Annotated in this window: 20 protein-coding genes and 1 tRNA gene; 9 read left to right on the top strand and 12 right to left on the bottom strand. The window is 42.2% G+C overall.

The features are described from left to right. Positions 1-36: 36 nt before the first annotated feature. Entirely contained in the window at positions 37-435 is a 399-nt protein-coding gene (locus tag J5A55_RS06150) for a FeoB-associated Cys-rich membrane protein (protein ID WP_004383806.1), read from the bottom strand. Positions 436-480: 45 nt separating this feature from the next. After that, complete coding sequence (locus tag J5A55_RS06145; protein ID WP_004383807.1) at positions 481-1,734, bottom strand: 3-phosphoshikimate 1-carboxyvinyltransferase; 1,254 nt, start codon at positions 1,732-1,734, stop codon at positions 481-483. A 124-nt stretch (positions 1,735-1,858) separates the two neighbouring features. On the opposite strand from J5A55_RS06145, the gene J5A55_RS06140 reads away from it, so the two are divergent. Together J5A55_RS06140 and J5A55_RS06135 are read left to right on the top strand one after the other, a co-directional pair. Next, positions 1,859-1,933: transfer RNA gene (locus J5A55_RS06140), tRNA-Pro, on the top strand. Positions 1,934-2,274: 341 nt separating this feature from the next. Continuing rightward, entirely contained in the window at positions 2,275-4,503 is a 2,229-nt protein-coding gene (locus tag J5A55_RS06135; protein WP_004383810.1) for a family 20 glycosylhydrolase, read from the top strand. Between the two features lie 140 nt (positions 4,504-4,643). On the opposite strand, the gene J5A55_RS06130 is transcribed toward J5A55_RS06135, so the two are convergent. Further along, positions 4,644-6,716 carry a TonB-dependent receptor gene (locus J5A55_RS06130; protein WP_004383811.1) on the bottom strand — a complete coding sequence of 691 codons (2,073 nt, stop codon included), beginning with the start codon at positions 6,714-6,716 and terminating at the stop codon, positions 4,644-4,646. A gap of 221 nt (positions 6,717-6,937) precedes the next feature. Between J5A55_RS06130 and xpt the strand changes: the two genes are divergently transcribed. The 5 genes from xpt to J5A55_RS06105 all read left to right on the top strand — a co-directional run bounded on the left by xpt (position 6,938) and on the right by J5A55_RS06105 (position 11,103). Next, the gene (gene xpt, locus J5A55_RS06125; RefSeq protein ID WP_004383813.1) at positions 6,938-7,510 is read left to right on the top strand and encodes a xanthine phosphoribosyltransferase; all 573 of its coding nucleotides are present in this window, start codon (positions 6,938-6,940) and stop codon (positions 7,508-7,510) included. A 127-nt stretch (positions 7,511-7,637) separates the two neighbouring features. Continuing rightward, entirely contained in the window at positions 7,638-8,981 is a 1,344-nt protein-coding gene (locus tag J5A55_RS06120) for a nucleobase:cation symporter-2 family protein (RefSeq protein WP_004383814.1), read from the top strand. A gap of 130 nt (positions 8,982-9,111) precedes the next feature. Further along, positions 9,112-9,570 carry a hypothetical protein gene (locus J5A55_RS06115; RefSeq protein ID WP_004383815.1) on the top strand — a complete coding sequence of 153 codons (459 nt, stop codon included), beginning with the start codon at positions 9,112-9,114 and terminating at the stop codon, positions 9,568-9,570. Positions 9,571-9,612: 42 nt separating this feature from the next. Further along, positions 9,613-10,176 (top strand): DUF4251 domain-containing protein, encoded by a 564-nt coding sequence (locus J5A55_RS06110; protein ID WP_039851455.1) that lies wholly within the window; start codon positions 9,613-9,615, stop codon positions 10,174-10,176. A gap of 417 nt (positions 10,177-10,593) precedes the next feature. Further along, positions 10,594-11,103 (top strand): toxin-antitoxin system YwqK family antitoxin, encoded by a 510-nt coding sequence (locus J5A55_RS06105; RefSeq protein ID WP_004383817.1) that lies wholly within the window; start codon positions 10,594-10,596, stop codon positions 11,101-11,103. Between the two features lie 248 nt (positions 11,104-11,351). Here J5A55_RS06105 and J5A55_RS06100 read toward each other — a convergent pair whose 3' ends face one another. The 9 genes from J5A55_RS06100 to J5A55_RS06060 all read right to left on the bottom strand — a co-directional run bounded on the left by J5A55_RS06100 (position 11,352) and on the right by J5A55_RS06060 (position 19,689). Next, positions 11,352-11,822 (bottom strand): hypothetical protein, encoded by a 471-nt coding sequence (locus J5A55_RS06100; RefSeq protein ID WP_004383819.1) that lies wholly within the window; start codon positions 11,820-11,822, stop codon positions 11,352-11,354. 1 nt (position 11,823) lies between these two features. Further along, on the bottom strand, positions 11,824-13,305 hold the full coding sequence (locus J5A55_RS06095; protein ID WP_039851457.1) for an MBOAT family O-acyltransferase: 1,482 nt from the start codon (positions 13,303-13,305) through the stop codon (positions 11,824-11,826). Between the two features lie 36 nt (positions 13,306-13,341). Continuing rightward, positions 13,342-14,094, bottom strand: a complete 753-nt coding sequence (locus J5A55_RS06090) for an SGNH/GDSL hydrolase family protein (protein WP_004383821.1) — start codon at positions 14,092-14,094, stop codon at positions 13,342-13,344. 10 nt (positions 14,095-14,104) lie between these two features. Beyond that, entirely contained in the window at positions 14,105-14,854 is a 750-nt protein-coding gene (locus tag J5A55_RS06085) for an exodeoxyribonuclease III (RefSeq protein ID WP_004383822.1), read from the bottom strand. 32 nt (positions 14,855-14,886) lie between these two features. Continuing rightward, positions 14,887-15,489 carry a DUF4840 domain-containing protein gene (locus J5A55_RS06080; RefSeq protein ID WP_004383823.1) on the bottom strand — a complete coding sequence of 201 codons (603 nt, stop codon included), beginning with the start codon at positions 15,487-15,489 and terminating at the stop codon, positions 14,887-14,889. 30 nt (positions 15,490-15,519) lie between these two features. After that, a complete protein-coding gene (folE, locus tag J5A55_RS06075; RefSeq protein ID WP_004383824.1) occupies positions 15,520-16,113 on the bottom strand; it encodes a GTP cyclohydrolase I FolE in 594 nt (197 codons plus the stop codon). Between the two features lie 149 nt (positions 16,114-16,262). Further along, positions 16,263-16,952 (bottom strand): SPOR domain-containing protein, encoded by a 690-nt coding sequence (locus J5A55_RS06070; RefSeq protein WP_004383825.1) that lies wholly within the window; start codon positions 16,950-16,952, stop codon positions 16,263-16,265. 75 nt (positions 16,953-17,027) lie between these two features. Next, entirely contained in the window at positions 17,028-19,148 is a 2,121-nt protein-coding gene (locus J5A55_RS06065; RefSeq protein WP_004383826.1) for a BT_3928 family protein, read from the bottom strand. Then, entirely contained in the window at positions 19,141-19,689 is a 549-nt protein-coding gene (locus tag J5A55_RS06060; protein ID WP_004383827.1) for a DUF1599 domain-containing protein, read from the bottom strand. The genes J5A55_RS06065 and J5A55_RS06060 overlap by 8 nt, the downstream gene beginning before the upstream one ends. Positions 19,690-20,280: 591 nt before the next feature. Here J5A55_RS06060 and J5A55_RS06055 point away from each other — a divergent pair. Next, complete coding sequence (locus tag J5A55_RS06055; RefSeq protein ID WP_004383829.1) at positions 20,281-21,705, top strand: CCA tRNA nucleotidyltransferase; 1,425 nt, start codon at positions 20,281-20,283, stop codon at positions 21,703-21,705. Between the two features lie 280 nt (positions 21,706-21,985). After that, positions 21,986-23,317, top strand: coding sequence for an efflux RND transporter periplasmic adaptor subunit (locus tag J5A55_RS06050; protein WP_004383830.1), 1,332 nt, complete (start codon positions 21,986-21,988; stop codon positions 23,315-23,317). Positions 23,318-23,386: the final 69 nt, after the last annotated feature.

Raw genomic sequence — 23,386 nt, 5'->3', positions numbered from 1 at the left:
AAAGAGAAGGTTATATGTCTGTTTGCTTTCTTCACGTTAGCCTTCAATCATTGTTATTAGTTCATCCTTAATCTGATTAGGGACATTTATCTCACGGAGGATGAGGCTTCTATTCCAGCCTTTTGCCTCTTGTGGCTGCATGGTATAGAGTATATTGGCAAACTCCTCGGCTTCTTCATCGGTGTATTGATTCGACTGTCGCCCACGGAAACGATCGAGTTCTTCGTCATCATAGTACTCTATTTCTCTTGTTGCAGCTTCCATCATGCACACTTGCTCGCACTTATCATCTGTGCCATCACACGATGAGCAATCACCAGAAGTAGGCATAACAACATCGGGTTCACCCTCTTTCTTCTTGGTGAATAAGGTTGTTATAGCGGCAAAAAGAGCCAGTACTATAAGTGCACCAATGCCAATATAAAATATACTCATTTGTTCTTTTCTTCTTTTGGAAACATGAGAAGTAGGCCAGCTAGGCTATTCTACCTCCGTAATGTGAAAGCCTGCAGAACGTAAGTCAGCCCAGAAATGAGGGTAAGACTTCGTTACAACTTCTGGATGATCTATGCGTATTTCCCCCAGTTTGATAGCTAATGGAGCGAAAGACATTGCCATTCTATGGTCTTCGTATGTGTTGATGACAGGAAGAGAAACAGGTTCGCAACGTTCACCCTCCCATGACAACTCTCCATCGTTACGGCTTTGAAGGACGTAACCCAGCTTTGCCATCTCTGTTTTCATTGCTTCTATGCGGTCTGTCTCTTTGATTCTTAGACTGTTCAAACCCGTGAAATGGAAGGGAATACCCAACACTGGACATGCTGCTATCAGTGTTTGTGCTAAGTCTGGATGGTTAATAAAGTCGTAATCCATCCTATTTAGCATACGAGTATGGCGTGTTAACGTTGCGTCAGTCAGCCCTTCTGCATCCTTGCGAGCGAAGTTTGTCTTTATACCCAGCAATGAGAAGATGTATCGAACAGCTGCATCTCCTTGTCGCGAACCATCTTTTAAACCCGAGAGAACCACCTCTCCGTCTAGATCTTCTTGTAGAGCGAGGATTTCATACCAATAGCTTGCTGCTGTCCAGTCATTCTCTATTGTATAAGTTCGGCGTGTGTATTGCTGTGGTTTGACGCTAATTGTGTCGAAGTTAGTCCATTCGGCAGCAACTCCAAACTCATGCATAATATGCAAAGTGAGGTCGATGTAAGGTCTAGACACAATCTCTCCCGTGAGCTTCAAGTCCAATCCTTTGGTCAAAATGGGCGCAATCATGAGTAAAGCCGAGACGTATTGCGAACTCACATTGCCAGGTATTACCAGTTGTCCACCCTCTAATTCACATCCACGAATGCGCAGGGGAGGATAGCCCTCATTACCAATATAATCAATATCTGCACCTAAGTAACGCAAAGCATCAACGAGAATCTTTATCGGTCGATGCTTCATTCGCTCTGTTCCCGTGATAATATGCTCTCCTTGTGATAGGCATAAATACGCTGTCAGAAAGCGCATTGCAGTGCCAGAAGCCTTTATGTCAATCACATCTGATGGTTGAGAGAAAGCCTGCAAAATAACTTTTGTGTCATCACAATCCGATAAGTTCTCTGGTAGAATCCCCTCTTTTGTAAGTGCCTGTACGATGAGTGCACGATTACTAACGCTTTTTGAGGCTGGAAGTGTAATGCGAGTATCAATATGTTGGGGTGGAGTTATGATGTATTGCATGCTTTTTTGGTGCATAATTATTACATCACAAAATTACAAAATAAACTTGGGATATGAGAAAAAGAACTTCAAAAGTTTGCTAATATCATGGAAAGTACGTAATTTTGCAGGGCTTTTAAAGGAACGGGATGTAGTTCAGTAGGTTTAGAATGCTGGTCTGGGGGACCAGTGGTCGCCAGTTCGAGTCTGGTCATCCCGACTTAATTGAAGAGAAAGAAATCATCTTTTGGTTTCTTTCTTTTTGTTTTTTAAGCTGTTAAAAACGTTTTCTTCGAGTCGACTTAAAGCCTTTCTGTAATGTTACAAAAGGCTTGTAGAAGTATTACAGAAGTCTTGGAGAGGTATTACAGAAGCCTTGTAATAATTCTGGAGGATATTAAGTGCTACCGAATATTATATTTTTTTGATAGGAGTTAATTACATTTTCTATTATCAAAGTACGCTTTGTGCATAAAAAGGTATGGTTAGTAATAGCTTTCCCAATTCTTATTTGTATCTTTGTCACCCATAGTGAAAACCAAAGTCTATTAATTTCTACAAATGAAGATGAACATGAGAAAGACGATAATTGAGGGGATCTTTGGGTGCAATCTCACCTGTGATCGTGTGCAATATAGGTTTGGAACATCCGCTTCCTCTTGTCAGGTGTATACGAAACATGCTATTAATAAGATACTGATAAGCATGTATATACTACTAGCTGCATTGCCAATGAAGGCTCAAAACTTTCGAACTCTGCGCGATGTAAAGGTGAATGAAACTGTACTCGACTTTTCTCAAACTGCCTGCAAAGTGATTCCACGTAATGCAATGCACTCTCGGCATAGATTACAAAAGCTTATTCTCCCTGCGACTTTGGACTCTATTGGTAGTCAGGCATTCTTTGCCTGTGATGGTTTAAAGGGGCAATTACTCATCCCATCATCAACTCGTGTGATAGAAGCATCGGCTTTCAATGGTTGTAGTGGTTTGGATGAACTCGTGTTTGAAGGTTCTCCTCGTTTGAAGTCTTTCGCTTTTGCTAATTGTAAGGGCTTGCGTGTGATACGTCTTTCAGCACTTGTTCCACCAGTTTGTGCTGCTAATACTTTTGTAGGAATTGATTTTAAGATAGTCAAACTCATTGTTCCTTCAAAGGCAAAAGCGGCTTATCTGAATGCTGTGGGTTGGCGTTCTTTCTTCTCGAAGACCGAAGAGAAGAATGTTTGTGAGCCTGAAGAGTTACTCGTTCCACGTCCTCTTCGCATGGAAGTGTTCTCTAAAACAAATCCAAAAGGCGTTTATAAAAAGGCGTTGATTTGGTCGGATGTTATCGGCGTTGAGGCTTCGAACGGCTTAGATAATGAAAAGGAACAAGCCGAACGCATACTTCGTGAACGTACAACGAGTGTGCTCCGTCCGCAAGCTAATAATATAAAAGGTGGTAAGAGTAGGGGAGTAATAGTGCGTTTATCACTTGATTCAACCCTAAACAATGCTGAGGCTTATACGTTAGACATATCAAATAAAGGCGTAGAGATAAAGGGAAAGACTGCAGCGGGAGTGTTTTATGGACTGATGACACTCGAACAATTATGTATAGGGAATGGTGTTGCTGCCCCCTCAACAACGATTCCTCCTCTTTATATAGTAGACCAGCCGCGAACGGAAGTGCGTGAGTTAATGGTGGATCCAGTGCGTCATTTCATCCCATTCAACGATTTAAAGCACTTCGTTGTAGAGATGGCTCGCTTCAAATTCAATGCTCTTCACCTCCATTTAGTTGATGATCAAGCATGGAGAATAGAGATTAAGAAGTATCCAGAACTTACTGAGAAAGCCTCCGACAGAGTAGGAATGGATGATATGCCAGAGCGTATTAGCGGCTTTTATACGCAAGAGCAGATGCGTGAGTTGGTACGTTTTGCAGCCCAATATCATGTTATGGTGATTCCAGAGATAGAACTTCCCGGGCATGAAGTGGCTGCTATTCATTGTTTCCCACAACTCTCTTGTGCTAAAAAAGAAGTCCCCATCCGTTTGACCTGTGGAGTTAGTAATGACTTACTCTGCCCTGCCGAACCCTTTGTTTACGAGTTTCTTGATAACGTTCTAAAGGAGTTAGCCGAGGTGTTCCCTGCTCCATACGTTCATCTGGGCGGTGATGAGGCGGGTCAACCACCATTAGGCGCATGGACAAACTGCCCTGCTTGTAAGGAACTAAAGCGGAAGGAAGGGTTTACAGAGAACTGGCAATTACAGCAATACCTCTTTGATCGAGTTATAAAACAGATTCATCAGTTGGGGAAGACGCCAATGTATTGGTATGAGAAAGAGTTTAAGACAATCCAACCGGGGTGCGTTGTTTATGCTTGGCGGAATGGTTTAACGCAGGTGGCGATAGATGCAGCCGTGCGTAACAAAGCAAAGATTATGATGTGTCCAGGCGAACATTGCTATCTTGACTACCCACAAGGGCGAGGCGATATGCCAGAGGTTAATTGGGGAATGCCCGTTACTTCGCATGAACAAACTTATCGTCTTGATCCGGCATGGGGGATGGATAGCACCTTTGTACAGCGTAATCTCTTAGGCGTGAGTGGTACACTTTGGAGCGAATGTATCAATTCAACCGAACGACTTTATTATCAAGCTTTCCCTCGTGCTGCTGCTTTGTCGGAAGCAGGTTGGACCATTCCTGAACGGCGCAGTTATACTGATTACCTCCTTCGTGTACGCCCTTTGATGGACGATATGTTGCGTCGTGGTATCGCTGTGAACGTGAATTAATCTGTTAAGTGCGCTCTTAAAGTCTTTCCAGTAGTATGAAGTATGAAGAAAGGGAGATACTCCATCTTTGGAAATCTCCCTTTTTATTGATGTTATCAATGTTTTTTCAAATTGATAAATAGTTATAAGTTAGATAGAACTTATAGGTTGATACGGATGCCACCGATAACCCACGTGCCGGGTTGAGGGACGTTTCCATAATCAAGGTAATGCGTTCCGAAGAGGTTGTTAGCCTCCAGATAGGCTGTCCAACCCTTATCAGTCCAACTTAATCTAGCGTCCATTACGCCGTAACTTCTGTATTTGTGACGTTGATTATTTACGTCCAAATAGCTGCCCATACGGTGTTGGAAGCGATAGTTAAGACCGAGGTCAAGATTGCGCCAAAGGTTCATTTGGAGGTTACTTACTACCTTATTCTTTAAGTATTCGAGGGCATATTTGCTCACGATACCTGCTTGCTCAGTCTTATCCTGGTTGATGTAACTATAAGCAACACAGAACTTCTTAAAGAAACGTTGCGATGGGATGAGCTGCAGAAGATTAAAGTCAAGTGCCATCTCTGCCCCGAAGTCGTTGATAGTTCCAAAGTTAACACTCTTCCAAAGCGGTGCTCCGCTGGCATCTAAAGTTCCATCATTGATCCAGTCGATGAGGTTCTTGTGATGATTCCAATATAGACTCGCTTTGGCAGTAACACCCTTGGTTTCATATTTAACGCCTGTTTCTAATGCTGAAAGTTCCTCTGGTTTGAGGTGCTTATCAGCCTTATGTCCACCTACAGAATAGAATAATTCCGTTACAGAAGGCATACGAAGAGATGTGTTGTAAGAGGCATATAACTTCCATGCTTGTCCAATGCGATAACTTGCGTCGATGCCTGGGTAAACACGCATGTGCATATCAGCTTGTGTGTTCTTAACGGCTATTAAACCCGCAGATAACGTGAATCGGTCAAGGATGAGATTGTGTTCAAAGACGAACTGGATATTCGTTCTGTTTAGACCAACGGTGTAGTCTCTGTCCGTACCATGTATGTGCTTAGGCTTAGCAAGCGGTTCGCCAAGGTTACCACTGACGAGATCTTCATTGCGAATCTCGGCTCCAACGGCTGTTCGTCCTAGTTTCCAATCAAAGTAAGTATTGAGGTTTACACCATAGACATCTGTGCGGTGATAATTGAAAGGATACTTGTTTGCAGCGTTTCGGAACAGTTCGAAGCGATCCATACTACGGTTCCAATAGATGGCAGGACGGATGTGGAAACGCCCTTGAAGATTCTCTGCTTGTATGGCAGTAAAGGTTTTGAAAGTGTGTTCGAACTGGTCATCATACTTCGTTGAGTAGAACGTGTTAGAGCCAAAGTCCTTGATACTCATACCTGCGTGCCACTGAACTCTAACGTCGTTATCCGTGTAATTGCCTTGATAGAAAGCCTTACCTGTGCGATAATCAGCATTCAGTTTGCCTGCTTTGTTACGAAGGTAACCATCACTGCGGGTATATGAACCAGATAGTTGATTGTTCCATTTTCCCTTTGATAAGTTCGCTCGCATACCAGTACTAAGATAGCCATAAGAGCCGCTTTCGACGTGTGCGGAGAGACTTGATTGTGGTGGAGTTTGGGTTACAATGTTTATAGCACCTAATAAAGAAGACGTACCATAAACTCGTGCAGCAGGTCCTTCAAGAATTTCTATACGCTCGATTTCACTAATATCAACTGGGAAATCGAAGGCGTTATGACCTGTTTGTGCATCACAGATATTGATGCCGTTGAGAAGAATTGTGACTTGTTCGGAGTTGCCCCCACGTATGCTTACGTCTGTCAAAGCCCCTAGAGGACCCTTTTGTCGTACATCGACACCGACGGCATACTTCAATAAGTCATTCACACTCTGTACTGGCGCCGCTTGGATATCCTCACGACTTAGTACAGTTACCATTCTCGCTTGCTGACTAACAGTCAGTGGTGCGCGTGTTCCCGTGACGCTTACTTCATCCATCATCACGCCTCGGTTGGTTATAACTGAGTCCATTTCTGCCTTTTCAGCATTAACGCTAATGCCTTTGGCAGTAGCATGCTGTAAGGTAGCAACACTCAGTACACCAATCAAAACCTCCTTGCCAAGAACGGCAAAGAGCGAGTAGCCGTGATTAGAGAAGTGCTTAAACTTCAGGACACTGCGCTTTTCAAAAGTTGGTTTGTACATAATATAATTAATAAAAAACGCCAGTTGTAAGTTTGTTAACAGACTGGCAAACGGGTGCAAAAGTACTAAATCTTTTTGTAACGGCAATGTTTAATCGATGTGAATGTGCTTTTCTGCAATAAAGAGAGATAAAAGTAAGGTTGTTATAGTGCTTATATTCCATCTTTTTAGTACTTTTGTAGGCAATTAATTCTCGGCATCGACAAACTATTAATTGCACAATGAAAGCATTACGTGACCGTATTTTAAAGGATGGTAAGTGCTATCCTGGAGGCATCCTAAAGGTAGACAAGTTTATTAATCATCAAATGGATCCTAATTTGATGAAGCGTATCTGTGTGGAATTCATACGTAGATACGCCTCAACGGAGATTAATAAAATCATCACAATAGAGGCTAGTGGCATTGCACCAGCTATCATGATGGGGTTCTTACTAGACCTTCCTGTTGTCTTCGCAAAGAAGAAGAAGCCTTCAACAATGACCGATATGTTGTCGACGACAGTGTTTTCTTTCACGAAGCAACGTGAGTATCATGTCGTAATATCCAAAGAATACCTACGAGAAGGCGATAAAGTGTTGTTCGTAGATGACTTCCTTGCCTACGGAAATGCGGCTAAAGGTATCATAGACTTGTGTAAACAAGCAGGTGCGGAACTAGTTGGTATGGGCTTTATCATCGAGAAGGCGTTCCAACACGGACGTGAGGTAATAGAGCAAGCGGGCGTTCGCTGTGAGAGCCTAGCAATCATTGAATCGCTTGAGAATTGTGAGATTAAACTGAAAGAAGATTAAACAAGGTGGACAGCATACGTCCACCTTGTTTGTTTATAGACTATTGCTCGTTTACTAATAGTCATTGAAACGTGTTTTAAATAGATATAACTTCACCTTATTATATAGTAGTTTTAAAAGTAAAAGAATGGAAGTATCAAAGGAACTTATCTATGGTTTGAATGACAGACCACCCCTTCGTGAAACGTTGTTTGCGGCTTTACAGCATTTATTAGCCATCTTTGTAGCTATTATCACGCCTCCCCTCATTATCAGTTCGGCGTTGAAATTTGACTTAGAGACCACTGGCTTCCTCGTATCGATGTCTCTTTTCGTATCAGGATTAGCCACCTTTATTCAGTGTAAACGTTTTGGACCGTTAGGGGCAGGGCTTCTCTGTATTCAAGGAACATCCTTCTCTTTCATCAGTCCGATAATTGGTGCAGGAATGTTAGGTATGGTTGGCGGAAAGATGAACGTCGAAATGGGTTTGAGTTACATCTTCGGAGCATGCCTTGTAGCGGCTTTTGTCGAGATGATTGTGAGTCGTTTACTCCCTTACACACGTAAGATTATCACGCCATTAGTGTCTGGTATTGTTGTTTCCCTCATTGGTATGTGCCTCATAAAGGCAGGTATCAATTCGTGCGGAGGTGGTCAGTCGGCTATAGATGCAGGTACTTTCGGATCCATGCAGAATCTTGGTTTAGCTTTCTTAGTACTTGTCAGCATTATATTCTTTAATCGTTCGAGCAACAGATTCCTACGAATGGCATCCATCGTGTTGGGTTTGTTGATAGGAAGTGTTGCTGCCTACGCCCTTAACATGATTGACTTTTCACGCATAAGTGGTGCCGGAACGCTGAATATACCAACCCCTTTCAAGTATGGACTGCGCTTTGATATAGGTTCAATCATCGGTCTTGGGCTCATCTACTTGGTTACTGCAGTTGAAGCATTCGGCGATATTACAGCCAACTCATTGATCTCTGGCGAGCCAGTTGAGGGTTCGGTCTTCTTGAAAAGGGCGCAGGGTGGAATCTTAGCAGATGGTTTTAATTCTTTCTTAGCCGCTATCTTCAATAGTTTCCCTAACTCCATCTTTGCTCAAAACAATGGTATGATACAATTAACAGGCGTTGCCAGTCGTTATGTAGGGTATTTCATTGCAGCAGCCTTGGTATTATTAGGACTCTTCCCAGTGGTTGGTCAGCTCTTTTCTCTTATCCCCGATGCCGTCTTAGGAGGTGCCACACTCCTCATGTTCGGTACTGTTGCAGCAGCAGGAATCCGTATCATCGCTTCAACGAAGATAACCCGTAAGGCAGTATTGGTTATGGCAATCAGCTTTGCAATGGGCTTGAGTGTAGAGTTAGTGCCTAATATTCTTGATAAGATGCCAGACCTCATTAAGAGTATCTTCTCGAGTGGTATCACCACCGGAGGGCTCACCGCCATCCTCGCCAATGCGTTTATTCGTATTAAAGAGTAGGCATTTATTATTTTTTATCATCGTTTCGGTGCGTTTTCCTTATAAATGTTTATCTTTGCAGATAGAGTGTAGGAGAACGCAACGATAGCGTTTTCTTTCATAAAGAAAATAATATATTAAAGCTAAGCCAATGCAGAATAAGAAGCGTAAATTTACTAAGTCACTCACGTTTAAGGTGCTATGTGGACTGGTAGTTATCGTTCTTTTAGGGATAGGATATAATCTGATAGTCGAAGACAAAGATAGTCCTTTAAGCGAAGAAGAGCAAGAGGAGGAACAGCAACGCACTGCCGATAAGGATACGATAGACATTGTCGGCGATTATCTGTGGCCTCATGCGAAGTCTTCAAAGGATGATTTAACAGCCAAGGACGACAAGGACAAGGATGCAGATGAGGCTAAGGACAAGACTGACAAGGCTGATAAAGCTAAGTCAAAGGAAAGCACATCCCATCAAGAAAGCAATGAGGCGCCAATGGCTGCACCAGCTTCTCCTACCCCAACAACGCCAGATCCAGAACCTTCCAGTAAGTCTTCTGCACCTACGATAGAGAAGATGAATGCACCAAAGATCGAACGCATAGACTAAAGCAAAGGCTTGTTTTCATCAGAGAGAAAGAGAGGTACTATTATGAAACGATTGTTTTTATGTTTGTTTTCGGCACTCCTAATGGTGGGATGTGCAACGACTTACTATGATTCGGATGGTAAGCCAATATCAAAGGAGACGATGGCTCAACTGAAAGCTGCCGCTGTCAAGGCTCATTTAGGCGAGCATCGTTACCGCATCTTCATGGATAGAATGGAGCCAATGAGGGGTCCTTCGATCTATTTACAAGATGATTGGGGCATTGAAGTAAGCGGTGATTCTGTTGGTTTATTCCTCCCTTATGTGGGTAGGGTGTACCAGATTCCATACGGTCGGGGCGGTGGCTTGTCCCTTGTTTCCCCTCTTTCGAGTTACAAAGAAGAGCCTATTAAGGGTGGCAGACGCATTTTTATGACCACTCGCAACGATTATGAAAGTTACCAGATAGTCTTGGAAGTGTTCGACAATGCGACAGCCTCCTTACTTGTCAACCCCAGCGGGAAGGATGCGATACGCTTTACTGGTGTGATGGAACTTAATGATTGTTTTACAGTTAAGGGTGGTAAGCCCGTGAAGAAACGGCAAGTATCGTTTATGAAACTATAAGATTAGGATAAAAACATTCATCCTGTCTCTGCTCATTTACTAATTGGTGAAGTGCAGATGACAGGATTTTTCATTTTAAGAAAGTAGCTTTTTTAGTAGAGAAACACAGTTTTAACAGTTAAGTCTATCAAAGTGTAAAAGGCTTGAAAGATAACTATTCACCTTGAATTGATATATATCAATTATATGACATAATGCTAATTGTTGTGCATGAAACCCTTAATAATAGTATAGTTCGCTTTCTTTTCAAAGCTATTTAACGCTTATTTCTTCTCTTTTTGTTATTCTTTTTACTCTTTAATTACAACTGAAAAGGCACGAAAAATTACTTAAAAATACCCTTCAGAATATTTGGTTGTATCATAGTTTACTATTAAATTTGCTTATAGAAAACGTATAATTAAAGACCTATCGACAATGAAAAAGTTACTTTTGACAGCTTTTGTCTGCCTGATTTCAGCATCATCTTTCGCTCGCGAAGGTGTGACAACAACAGTAGTATCACGTGATACAATCTTCTACAATCAAGCGTTACGATCAGTGAAAAGCTCTGAGAACGTTGCTTACTATCGTCTTCTTGCAAAAGAAAGCTATAAGGGTGTAGAGCGAGACATCTTCCAGGACTTCTATCCAGATGGTCAGAAGCGTTTAGAGGGTGGCTATTCTTTCCTCGACTTAGGCAATGATGCCAATACAGTTCTTGATGGTCATGTGACTGCTTATTACCCCAATGGTATGGAGAAGTGGCATTGCAATTACAAAGATGGTAAGCGTGAAGGCTATTTAACGCTACACTTGCGCGATGGAAGTATCGGTGTTGTGGCTTATAGAGAAGGTAAGAGTCGTTTCGACTACATGACGATTACGCACCCTGATGGTCGAATGGAAAAGGTTGGATTGAAGCACTATTCAAGTCTGATCCAGTAAGAGTTACCTGTCAGAGTTTAGTAATTACAAGCCTCCCCAAGCCCCTCCAAAGGAGGGGATGTGGGTTACTAAGATGTAATGGAGGTATGAAAAGAATGAGTAGCGAATTATAATTAGATTTAACAAGAGGCTCTCTTTGATGTAAAGAGAGCCTCTTTTCAACTGCAAAAGGGCGTCTCTTCGATATGAAGGAACGCCCTCTTCAAATGGAGTATCTTTTATCTTTCTGCATAGCCACTTGTTTGTTGCTAACGAGACGTGGTCTCTTTCTCTGTCTTATACATAAAGTCATAAATTATTTCAGTCACTCTTTCCTTGCCTTCATGTGTAAGATCAGGAAGAGTGAAGAGCCTTCCTTTCGTTGTATAAATTATCTGAACGACGAACGGAACGAAGTGGTAATTATAATCGTTGACGCCTTCTATCTCATCAGCTGTTACTTCGATGTACTTACAACGGAGGCAATCATAAAAGCAGATGTGGTCTCCTTTGATGGAAAGATAGTCTTTATTCCATAATTTCTGACATGTAATAAAGAGCTTGAAAAGCCAATATGAGATGGCAAAACCAGTCATCCACAATGCAAGAATAAGCATTAGAGGATGAGATGCATCTGTTCCTTTGTGTCCGAAGAAGAACCATATAAAAAACAAAACAGGGATGGGTGCAAGCAACGTATCGATGAATAGCAATGGACTATACTTGTATTTGATAATCATATCAGAACTGTGTGTAAATGAAAGGTTGTATACTATGCTGGCTAAAGTTGATGACTAATTGCAGAACAAAGGCGAAGATAGCGAGCTTCACCAGCCATGGTGAACGGATGAACTTCGTTTGTAACCATTCATAATCAGCCTCTTTAATGCTGTGAAGTTCCAAACTAATGAGTACAACTGCCGTCCAGAGCGGGTATTCTAATAGGAAAGCGTAAGCATCACAGAGCTTAGTTGTTTGAATGATATTCGTTATCAATGTCAGAGCAGAGTCCATATTAGGGGCACGGAAGAATATCCATGCGAGTGAAATATAGCCGAAGGTGATGAGCCAACAAGCAACTTTTATAGGCTTGGAATTGGGTATCTGCTTCAGACCATTGTTGTTGCAAAACTTATGAACGACAAGTCCTATACCATGCATAACGCCCCATACGATGAACATCCACGATGCCCCATGCCATAAACCAGCAATAATCATGACAGAGAAGCTATTGAGGTAAGTGCGAACAGTACCCTTTCTGTTACCTCCAAGAGGGATATATAGGTAATCGCGAACCCATGTTGAAAGTGCAATATGCCATCTATGCCAGAACTCCGTGAGGTTAAGACTTTGGTAAGGGAAGTTGAAATTGTCCTTTAACTCATATCCCATCAGGGCTGCAACACCAATAGCTAGGTCGCTGTAACCCGAGAAGTCGCAGTAAATCTGTACCGAGAAGCCCAACACACCCATAAGATCTCCAAAGCCATTCTGCACTGCTGGCGCATCAAACACTATGTTGTTATATTGCGCAAGATAGTCTGCTATGAGTGCTTTCTTTATCAATCCGCAGATAATCAACCACAGTCCTTTATAGACAAGGGCACTCTTGATATTCCTTTTAGGGGTTTGAATCTGTGGTAACAATACTTCGGCACGGGTGATAGGACCAGCTATGAGGAGGGGAAAGAACGTAAGATAGAATGTATAATCAAGTAGTTTCGCAGTCTTTGGATACCTCCCTTTATAAACATCCACTGTGTAGCTGATGGCTTGGAAAGTAAAGAAAGAGATACCAACAGGCAAGAGTAACTTCATAGGAGAGAAGTTACTGCGGAGGAGCTCATGGAATATTTCAAGGGTGAAGTTCGTGTATTTATAGTAGAGTAGGGGTATCAACTCTGTGAAAATGGTGATGGCTAAGCCCGTCTTACGCAACTTTCCATGTTTTAAACGCATCATAGAACGCGTTAGATACCATGATACAAAGGTGGTGAAAGGCAATAGCCACATCAAAGCACCATTCGCTTTGAAAGCGAAGAAGAGGCTAAAACAAATGACATAAACCTTTGTCCACTGTTGACGATAGTGTCTAAGGGGAATGTAAAGAGCAAAGAAAACGAGGAAACAAGCCATGAATGACAGCGTACACAACGACCAGTTCTTATCTTGTGAGGATAAGAAATCAAGGAACGTGGATGTTAGCTGCGATAGTTCTGTCATGCTTCTGTATTCTTTCGCTTACTTTCCTTTTCTGTATTAAAAGCCTTCAAATGCTGGTTGTAACAAACTTGTGTTTGTTGCCTTGTGATGTGCTTTAGGGGAATTGAGCTGCAATGGATAGTCACACTTATTACTGGCAATAAACTTTGCAGCCGTATCCATCCAATAAGCAGCAGCCTCCCATGTAGGGTGATAATGGTCACTTCCTCGCTTTAGTTTTAAGTGTCTACTATCGAAGAAATGCCCTGCACCTACTCTTTCTTTGATGATGTCATTGATACCAGTATCTCCATTCCAATCCGAAGGACTAATCCACACGAAAGGAATATCGCCTATCTTCTTAACCATCTCACTGACATATTGAGCCCTGTTAGCGAGGTCGTTGATGAATAACTCATTACTTCCAAGACAGATAAGGATGTAAGTTGGCTTGTATTTAGCGATGTAATGTTCCAGAGTATGCGTCGTTCCCCATCGTTCAGTGGATGAGCTATACCATATAACAGAGTATAGTTTGTGTCCATTCTCACCTGCGTAATCACCCAAGCGACGTGACAGTCCCTCCACCATAGAGTCTCCGATGAAGAGAATAGTTTGGTTGCGATGAATGGTCTTAGGCTTCTTCTTGTGTTTTTTCTGTGGTTCTTTAGGAGGAAGGAAGATACTTGTAAGTGTTATCTTCCTTATTGTGTAGCTGCCCAAAGTAAGCTCTTTTGGAGAGAAAGCATAGGCTATGATGGCTGCAAGAACTACAGCCATCAATAGCAATGATTTGATCTGGGCATACATAAGAGAGGCTTTACTTTAAGTCAATCTCTATGGGACAATGGTCGCTACCCATTATCTCTGTATGAATCTTAGCGTCTACCAATCGGTCTCTCAAGCGTTCGGAGATAAGGAAGTAGTCGATACGCCAACCCGTATTCTTCTCCCTTGCACGGAAACGATACGACCACCAAGAGTAGGTTACTTGCTCTGGATAAAGCGTGCGGAAGGTATCTATGAATCCATTACTCAATAGTTGGGTCATCTTCTGACGCTCTTCATCGGTGAAGCCAGCGTTTCGGCGGTTTGTTTTGGGGTTCTTTAAGTCGATCTCCTGGTGCGCAACATTCATATCACCGCACACTATGACAGGCTTAATCTCATCTAGTTTGTGTAGGTAGGATTGGAAGTCATCCTCCCACTTCATGCGATATTCCAATCGACGAAGCTCATCTTGCGAGTTCGGTGTATAGACAGTTACGAGGTAGAAATCGTCCATCTCTAATGTAATGACACGTCCCTCATGGTCGTGCTCATCGATATCAATGCCGTAAGTAACGCTCAATGGCTTATGTCTCGTGAATATCGCAGTACCTGAATAACCCTTTTTATCAGCGTAATTCCAGTATGACTCGTATCCAGGAAAGCTTAAATCAAGCTGACCAGCTTGCATCTTCGTCTCTTGCAAACAAAAGAAATCAGCGTTAAAGTCCTTGAATTGCTGCTCAAAGTCTTTGCCCACGCAAGCACGAAGACCGTTTACATTCCATGAAATAAGTTTCATCTCTCTTCCTTTCTCTCGTCCTTAATGTGTTATTAAATCTTTTGTTGTGATTCAAACTCAAATGTTATAGGCAAGTTGTAATCGGTGGATAGGGGAGTGAAACCGCCTCTTCCATTGTTCTTCTTCAAGTCTCTAATGGTGAAATTAAAGTGCATCTTTTGTGTAGGCATTGCATAGAAACAAGAGAAAGGCAGTGAGCCTCCTGTTCCAACCACCTCTACCTGTTGTCCATCAAGATTGATGGTGAAGGTGAGTTTAGCTGATGCATTGAAGAAAATCATTTGTTCCTGTGGTTTAAAACTCGTCATAATGACTTCTAACTTACCATTCGTAGCATTCAAAAGAGCTTGATATAACTTTGAAGATTGGTTCTTTACGCCAGCTGCGAGTTCGTCACCATTGATGTTCTTAACGCTGATTACCTCTTTCTTAGCTGTCCATGTTGCATTCTTTGAACCCAAGTCACCATTGCTGTTACGCATCTTTGCAGTACCAACGTAATTGCCATTGATGTTTTGGTAAAGCTGTTCAACATTAATACTTGGCGTATCTTTCTCCTTAGAACATGCCGTAAAGAAGTTGATTGTAACGATTGCCACGAATGCTAGTGTGGCCACTTTTAAAACCTTATTCATAACTTTTCTCCTTTTAAATATTAGTTGTTATTATATCCGTTTGGTCTCTCCACGCAGTAAGTTCATAAACTCGTTGCGGGTTTTACTTGATTCGAACACACCACTGTAAGCACTTGTTGTGGTGATAGAGTTCTGTTTCTCCACACCACGCATCTGCATACACATGTGTTTCGCTTCGATGACTACCATCACACCTTGCGGTTTCAACGTGTCGTTGATACATTGCATTACCTGTTCGGTGAGGCGTTCCTGCACTTGAAGTCGGTGAGAGTAGATATCGACAACACGTGCGATCTTACTCAAACCAGTGATCTTTCCGTTTGGAATATACGCCACATGCGCCTTGCCATAGAATGGGAGTATATGGTGCTCACACATTGAGAAGAAGTCAATATCCTTGACTATCACCATCTGATTGTACTTCTCTTCAAAGAGCGCGTCCGTTAATACCTTATGAGGATCTTGTGTATATCCACGTGTAAGAACCTGCATTGCCTTTGCAACTCGCATGGGAGTCTTCTCCAATCCTTCCCTTTCTGGATTCTCACCGAGCAACTTTAATATCTCTTTATAGTGTGTTGCAAGTTCGTCTAAACCATCACGAAATTGTGTTTCTGGAGTCATATTATATTGTTTCTGATTATTGCTGTTTATGAGGTGGGCTTTATTACCATAGTAAGGGTATTGCCTAAGACCCTTATAAGGGTGTTACCTGTTACCCCAGTAAGGGTGTTGTTTGGGGGTTATATATAATATATAAGGTGTGAATATATTTAGTTGTCAATGACAGTTGACGTCCTTATGCTAACCATCATACGTATCACGTTTGCTTGAGGATAGCCTTCTTTGCGCATCTTCCGCATTACTTTTTTAGCAGTGTTATAGTTTGTGAAGTTACCAATAAGGCACATCCAACGTGGCGCGTAGAAGTGAACATAGATGGGCTGATCGGGGAATAACTGCTTAGCAGTTTGTCCCGCTTTGTCTGCCTGTTGGTGAGCTATACGCGTATTACCGCCACTATAGACCTGAACACGGAATCCCCTAACCTTTTTAATGCCCTTCTTTACACGTTTGGTCACTATCTGTTTGCCATCGTCTATATCATCGAATGTGGGGTCATGAGGCCTTCTGACTAAACGTTTCACTAGCTTAGTCCCAACTTGCCTAACGGGCTGTAAGGTGTTATTGTCAGGTCTTGCAATCTCTGGTTTATGGTCGTTTAGCTTAGGAACAGACAGTTGTTTTGTATCTGGAGTCTTAATCTTTGAGCCTATTGACTGGCGTGATTGCTCACGCTGACTCTCTACTTTCTTGCTTTCTTTATTAGCTTTCTTCGCTGTTTTCTTACCATTGACTAATGCGTCAATATCGGTACTCTGCGTTACAGTTACCGTACTTTGAGCATGCGCTGATGTAATGGTTGTCAGTATGAGAACTATGATTGTAAGGAGTCTTTTCATGTCTTTTACTATAATTGAAAAGTGATGAGAGGAGCACAAAACGTGACTCCCTCTCATCATTAATATATGTATGGATTACTTCTTCCAAGCATCGATGATACCCTTGAAGTCAGCTGCCTTCAATGAAGCACCACCAATCAAGCCACCATCAATGTCAGGTTTAGCAAACAACTCTGGTGCGTTGCTAGCCTTACAGCTACCACCATAGAGGATAGAAGTGTCCTCTGCTACTTCCTTACCATACTTCTCTGCAACGATAGAACGGATGTAGGCTAACATCTCCTGAGCCTGGTCTGAAGTAGCAGTCTTACCTGTACCGATAGCCCAGATTGGTTCGTAAGCCAAGATAATGCTCTTCCATTCCTCTGCAGAGAGGTTGAATACTGAACCTTCCAACTCTGCCTTTACTACCTCGTTTTGCTTCTCTGCCTCGCGCTCTTCGAGTGTCTCACCACAGCAGAAGATTACCTTCAAACCATTAGCGAGTGCTAATTGAACCTTCTCTTTGAGGATCTCTGCTGTTTCTCCATAGTACTGACGACGCTCAGAGTGACCAAGGATAACATATTGTGCACCTGTACTCTTTACCATTGCAGCTGATACTTCACCTGTGTAAGCACCCTTCTCCTTGTCTGCACAGTTCTCTGCGCCAAGTCCAACAACGCTTGAATCTAATACCTGAGCAACACTTGCGAGGTGAATGAATGGAGTACAGATAACAACATCACAATTAGGTTTCTCTGCCTTGAGTGACTCGTTAATCTCTTTTGCTAGTTCGATACCTTCCTGCAAGGTCTCGTTCATCTTCCAGTTACCTGCTACGATTTTCTTTCTCATTTGTCTTTTACGTTTTAAAAGTTGATATAATTTATTTGATTGTTCCTTTTGCTTCACCCAATCTTCCTTTTGTTTGAGCCACTCTTCACGTTTCCTTACCCATCTTGTCCACGACCAAATGCGGTCAGCGGCAATAAGGAATGACAAGGGGAAGATGTAGCACACGATGATGAGCATAATCTTTGTCCATGTGTTATTAGCCGGTTCGCGCCCTATTTCTATGAGGGAGAGTGGGGCATTAAGTTCGGCTTGTTTGGGCAAATCGTTATGACTCCATTTATTGATGATAGTACCTTTGTAGAGCAGTACTAAGCCCGGATTACTACGAATGATGGTTTTTAGTGTTGTGCCGTCAGTCGTATAGAAAGGATATTCCGCACCAGTAATGTCCCTCCAATGCTGTACAGCTTTATCTGTACTAGCAGTCAATCCGTAGAATCCATATCCATTCTCTTTTGCATATTCGTAGATAGCATCAATATCACCAAAGTTACTATCGTCAGCCATTTCCAATACAGGAGCTATGAGTAAGAAGGTATATCCTTTATGGGTCAAGATACTATCCGTAATATCGTTTCCTGTCTGTTCGTTCGTGATAGAGAAATCGTGTATGGGTGGTTCATAACCCTGCTCAAGTATCTCTTGGCGTGTATCTTTAAATACCCACGTAGAGTCGTTATAAGGGTAATTATTCTCATTGAATTCCTTTGTTACACCATTCTTTTCACAGATAAAGGTCGTCTTATAGGTTGTTTGTTTAGCCCCCTTTGGAATCTCCATACCCTTTTTGATGTTCTGTCCGATATAATAAGGACGGAAGTCAAAGATGGGCAGATGATAAAGACTCAATAGTGACGCTATACAGATAAAGACGATAGTAAAATAGAAAGCTATCCACTGATTCGTCTTTGAAACGAAGCGCATCTGATGTAAAGGCCAGCGTGTGAGAATGATTGCTGCAACAAGCAAAACAATGTTCTTGATAAATGTCTGCGTGTTGGTTAGGTGTATGGCATCTCCGAAACAACCACAATCTTGTATCGGATTACTTACAGTCAACCACAATGTTACAGCTGTCATCACAGCCATGAAAAGCAAGGATATCTTACTGGCTAATCGACGGCGGATGGCCAAGAGGAGCATTACACCCAGCGTAAATTCTATGGCAGAAAGGGCTATCGACACCATTAGCTGTGCCCAATCGGGTACATAAGCCGATAATTGCACTGCCTCTAGGTATTCCGCAATCTTATATTGCGAACCTAGTGGGTCAATAGCCTTAACAAATCCAGAAAAGATAAACGTCAAGGCTAACAGCGCACGACTGAGGTTTACTAATAGTGTCTTTAATTTATTCATGTAGCTTGATAGCACCGAAAACGGCGTAATTCATTATATCCATATAATTGGCATCTATACCTTCACTGACGAGTGTTTCTCCATTAAGATCCTCGATTTCCTTGATTCGTTCAATCTTAGTGAGAATAAGGTCTGTGTAACTACTCACACGCATATCTCGCCATGCCTCTCCATAGTCATGGTTCTTCTTTACCATTAGTTCGTAGGCTTCGTTGGCATAGGTATCATAGAGACAGAGAGCCTCGTCGGGCGTGATGTCAACACTATCAACAAAGCCCTTGGATAGTTGAATCAGTCCAACAATACTATAATTAATCAATGCGATGAATTCGGGGCGTACTCCTTCTCCAACGAGATTCTCACCTGTAATCTCTAATGAGCGTATGCGTTTGGCTTTGATAAAAAGCTGATCTGTGAGGGAAGAGGGGCGTAAAATGCGCCATGAGGCACCATAATCATGGAGCTTCTTACCAAAGAGCTCTCTACATTCAGCCAGTATGTCTTTAAACTCTTGCTGTGTCTTTGTCAATTGACTTGCCATTGTTATGAATCGATTTGCCTGCAAAAATACTTAATTTCATTGTAATAAACGAATGAATTAACAACTAATACCATCCGTTTCGCTGGTTGGCGGGGATTCATGGAAGAGCATTGTAACCTATCTGTGCAGAATTTCTAACCTATTGGCAGTTGATGGAGATGCACGTTAGGTATTTTATGCAATCCTATATGTAAACAATAGTTAAGGCGAGGGGCGTAACTGTTAACATCGACGAAATGTACTTTTGTGGAGCACGAAAGTACATTTCGTGCTCCACAAGATGTACTCCCGTGCCTTACGAGTCCTACTTCCGTGATGAGCATAGAATAAGGGCTATTAATACAAGCAAGAAATTGTTTGCGAACAAATCGAAAATTGTTTGTGAAGATTTTAGAGTATCTCTTATTATTGATTAGTTCCTTGTTTTGTACCCAACTATGGGTATGAAAGCTTTTATTCGTTGGGTATAAATGTGGTAGATCTTTAGTGTAGAATTAGGTTGTTACATGTATGAAATAATAACTTAATTTGTGTGACTTAACTAATTTACGTATCTTTGCATTGCTATTCATACAAAGATAACATTTAATTATGCGAGATCTTTCAGATGCCGAATTGGCACAATTATTAGATAAAGATATATTTCATCATATTTCCAATGCCGCCGATAAACTCGGGCTGGAGTGTTACGTAGTGGGCGGCTATGTGCGTGATTTGTTTTTAGAACGCCCTTCCAATGATATCGATGTTGTTGTGGTGGGGAGTGGTATACAGGTAGCAAGCGAATTGAAAGCCGTTCTTGGCAAGAAAGCTCACCTCTCGGTGTTCCGCAACTTTGGTACTGCTCAAGTGAAATATAAGCACACAGAGGTTGAATTTGTAGGTGCTCGACGAGAGAGTTACAGCCATGATAGTAGGAAACCAGTGGTAGAAGATGGTACACTTGAGGATGATCAGAATCGTAGGGACTTTACAATCAATGCCCTAGCAGTGTGCTTGAATAAGGCTCGCTTTGGTGAGTTAGTCGATCCATTCGATGGTGTTGACGACCTATGGGATGGTATTATTCGCACGCCTTTAGACCCTGATGTAACCTTCTCTGACGATCCATTGCGTATGATGCGATGCGTTCGTTTTGCTACACAATTAAATTTCTTTATTGAAGATGAGACCTTCGAGGCGTTGGAACGCAATGCCGAAAGAATAAAGATTATTAGTGGGGAGCGCATAGAAGAGGAGTTGAACAAAATTATGATGACGCCAACACCGAGCAAGGGATTTATCGATTTGTATCGTTGTGGGCTCTTGCAAATCATCTTGCCAGAGCTAGTTGCTTTGGATGTCGTGGAGACTAGGAACGGACGAGCACATAAGAATAATTTTTATCACACCTTAGAAGTGTTGGATAATATCTGCAAGCATACGGATAACTTATGGTTACGTTGGGCAGCATTATTGCATGATGTGGGTAAAGCAATGTGTAAACGGTGGGATGCTGTAGCGGGTTGGACCTTCCATAATCACAACTATGTTGGTGCAAAGATGGTACCTGAAATCTTCCGAAGGTTGAAGTTACCAATGGATAGTAAGATGAAGTATGTGCAAAAGCAAGTAGACTTACACATGCGTCCGATTGTTATTGCCGATGAAGAGGTGACCGACTCGGCTGTGAGACGACTGCTGAATGATGCTGGCGAAGACATTGATGACTTGATGACTCTGTGTGAGGCGGATATAACGAGTAAGAATGTTGCCCGCAAACAACGCTTCCTTGATAACTTCCGAAGCGTTCGTAAGAAGCTAAAAGACCTGAAGGAACGCGATTACAAACGCCTTCTACAACCCTGCATAGATGGTAATGAGATCATGGAGATGTTTCATCTCAAACCTAGTAGAGAGGTGGGCATATTGAAGCAGACGCTGAAAGATGCCGTTCTTGATAATAAGGTGCCTAATGAGCGAGAGCCTTTAATGGAACTTCTGCGCAATAAGGCAAGAGAATTGGGACTGATTTAAGCATGACGGAAGATGCCATCTATTGGTAAGGGAGGTTATAGATAAGAACCGTAAATGGTATGTTTATAGGTAATAATTGTTAAATGCTGTTTGCAAAATAAGTATCTTTAGTGATTAATGAGTAGTTTTGCACATTGAAAAACTTATGCTTTACGCATCGGTTTCCAATGTGCTTTACTTTATTTAAAAGGTAAACTTGATACTATCTGAGAACATCTCTCTTGTGCGAAAGAGGGGGAAGAAAGATTAGAAAAGAATGAATATAATATATTAATTAGGTATGAAAAAGAATAAAATCTTATTGTTCGTAACTGCAACGGTAGCATTTCTAACCAGTTGCGGAGGCGGTCGGCAGGGTCTTCCTACAAGTGATGAGTATCCTGTGATTACGATTGGTGCATCTAATGCACAGCTAAAGACAACTTATCCAGCTACGCTGAAGGGTGTTCAGGATGTAGAGGTTCGCCCAAAGGTAAGCGGCTTTATCACGAAACTATACGTGCATGAGGGTGAGTATGTGCATGCTGGTCAGGTGCTCTTCGTTGTGGATAACTCCACTTATCAGGCTGCTGTTCGTCAGGCAGAGGCACAGGTTAACTCCGCTCAGAGTGCTGTGGCACAGGCTGAAGCTGGTGTTGTTCAGGCTAATGCAAGTCTTAATTCGGCTAATGCCCAGGCTGCCACCGCTCGTTTAACTTACTCAAACAGTAAGAACCTATATAATAATAAGGTGATAGGCGACTATGAGTTGCAATCAGCGAAGAATAGTTTTGAGACATCACAAGCTGCTGTTCGCCAAGCACAAAGTGGTGTCGCATCTGCGCAAGCTGCTGTTCGCCAGGCGCAAGCAGGTGTTCGCCAGGCACAAGCAATGCTATCAACTGCTAAGGATAACCTTGGTTTCTGTTATGTAAAGAGTCCTGCTTCAGGTTACATCGGTAGTCTTCCTTTCAAAGAGGGAGCATTGGTAAGTGCTTCTTCTGCACAGCCAGTTACAACCGTGAGCAACACTTCTACAATAGAAGTTTACTTCTCTATGACCGAGGCAGATGTGCTGAAACTAAGTCGTACAGACGATGGCTTGAGCAATGCCATTAAGAAGTTCCCAAGCGTAAGTTTGTTGCTTGCCGACGGAACAACCTACAATCACGAAGGATCTATCGTAAAGACAAGCGGTAGTATAGACCCTGCAACAGGAACAATAAGCGTTATTGCACATTTTCCTAATCCCGAACATTTGTTGAAGAGTGGTGGTAGTGGACAAATTGTTATCGCTAAGAACAATAATCACGCATTGTTGATTCCACAAGAAGCAACCACTCAGGTACAGGATAAGATATTTGTTTATAAGGTGGATGCTAATAATAAGGTACATTACAGCGAGATAACCATTAATCCACAGAACGATGGTATCAATTACATCGTTACTAGTGGATTAAAGATGGGCGACCGCATTGTTAGCAAGGGAATCTCAAGTTTGGAAGATGGTGCAAAGATAAAGGCATTGACTCCAGCAGAGTATGAAGAAGCCATCAAGAAAGCCGAGAAGTTGGGTGAGAATCAGAGCTCTGCTGCAGGTTTCTTGAAGACAATGAAAGGAGATAGTAAATAATTAGAAGTTAGGAATTTGGAGTTTTGAATGAGGATTTGAAGGTTGACCTTTGAACGAGGCAGGCTTCGT

Origin of the sequence: Prevotella veroralis, from assembly GCF_018127765.1 — a bacterium.
GTDB lineage: Bacteria > Bacteroidota > Bacteroidia > Bacteroidales > Bacteroidaceae > Prevotella > Prevotella veroralis.
Note: the sequence above shows the minus strand (reverse complement) of the source record. Positions and strands in the feature narration are given on the sequence as shown.

Coding starts and splice junctions, on each gene's coding strand:
- J5A55_RS06150 (WP_004383806.1), bottom strand. CDS start 435: ATGAGTATATTTTATATTGGCATTGGTGCACTTATAGTACTGGCTCTT.
- J5A55_RS06145 (WP_004383807.1), bottom strand. CDS start 1,734: ATGCAATACATCATAACTCCACCCCAACATATTGATACTCGCATTACA.
- J5A55_RS06135 (WP_004383810.1), top strand. CDS start 2,275: ATGAAGATGAACATGAGAAAGACGATAATTGAGGGGATCTTTGGGTGC.
- J5A55_RS06130 (WP_004383811.1), bottom strand. CDS start 6,716: ATGTACAAACCAACTTTTGAAAAGCGCAGTGTCCTGAAGTTTAAGCAC.
- xpt (WP_004383813.1), top strand. CDS start 6,938: ATGAAAGCATTACGTGACCGTATTTTAAAGGATGGTAAGTGCTATCCT.
- J5A55_RS06120 (WP_004383814.1), top strand. CDS start 7,638: ATGGAAGTATCAAAGGAACTTATCTATGGTTTGAATGACAGACCACCC.
- J5A55_RS06115 (WP_004383815.1), top strand. CDS start 9,112: ATGCAGAATAAGAAGCGTAAATTTACTAAGTCACTCACGTTTAAGGTG.
- J5A55_RS06110 (WP_039851455.1), top strand. CDS start 9,613: ATGAAACGATTGTTTTTATGTTTGTTTTCGGCACTCCTAATGGTGGGA.
- J5A55_RS06105 (WP_004383817.1), top strand. CDS start 10,594: ATGAAAAAGTTACTTTTGACAGCTTTTGTCTGCCTGATTTCAGCATCA.
- J5A55_RS06100 (WP_004383819.1), bottom strand. CDS start 11,822: ATGATTATCAAATACAAGTATAGTCCATTGCTATTCATCGATACGTTG.
- J5A55_RS06095 (WP_039851457.1), bottom strand. CDS start 13,305: ATGACAGAACTATCGCAGCTAACATCCACGTTCCTTGATTTCTTATCC.
- J5A55_RS06090 (WP_004383821.1), bottom strand. CDS start 14,094: ATGTATGCCCAGATCAAATCATTGCTATTGATGGCTGTAGTTCTTGCA.
- J5A55_RS06085 (WP_004383822.1), bottom strand. CDS start 14,854: ATGAAACTTATTTCATGGAATGTAAACGGTCTTCGTGCTTGCGTGGGC.
- J5A55_RS06080 (WP_004383823.1), bottom strand. CDS start 15,489: ATGAATAAGGTTTTAAAAGTGGCCACACTAGCATTCGTGGCAATCGTT.
- folE (WP_004383824.1), bottom strand. CDS start 16,113: ATGACTCCAGAAACACAATTTCGTGATGGTTTAGACGAACTTGCAACA.
- J5A55_RS06070 (WP_004383825.1), bottom strand. CDS start 16,952: ATGAAAAGACTCCTTACAATCATAGTTCTCATACTGACAACCATTACA.
- J5A55_RS06065 (WP_004383826.1), bottom strand. CDS start 19,148: ATGAATAAATTAAAGACACTATTAGTAAACCTCAGTCGTGCGCTGTTA.
- J5A55_RS06060 (WP_004383827.1), bottom strand. CDS start 19,689: ATGGCAAGTCAATTGACAAAGACACAGCAAGAGTTTAAAGACATACTG.
- J5A55_RS06055 (WP_004383829.1), top strand. CDS start 20,281: ATGCGAGATCTTTCAGATGCCGAATTGGCACAATTATTAGATAAAGAT.
- J5A55_RS06050 (WP_004383830.1), top strand. CDS start 21,986: ATGAAAAAGAATAAAATCTTATTGTTCGTAACTGCAACGGTAGCATTT.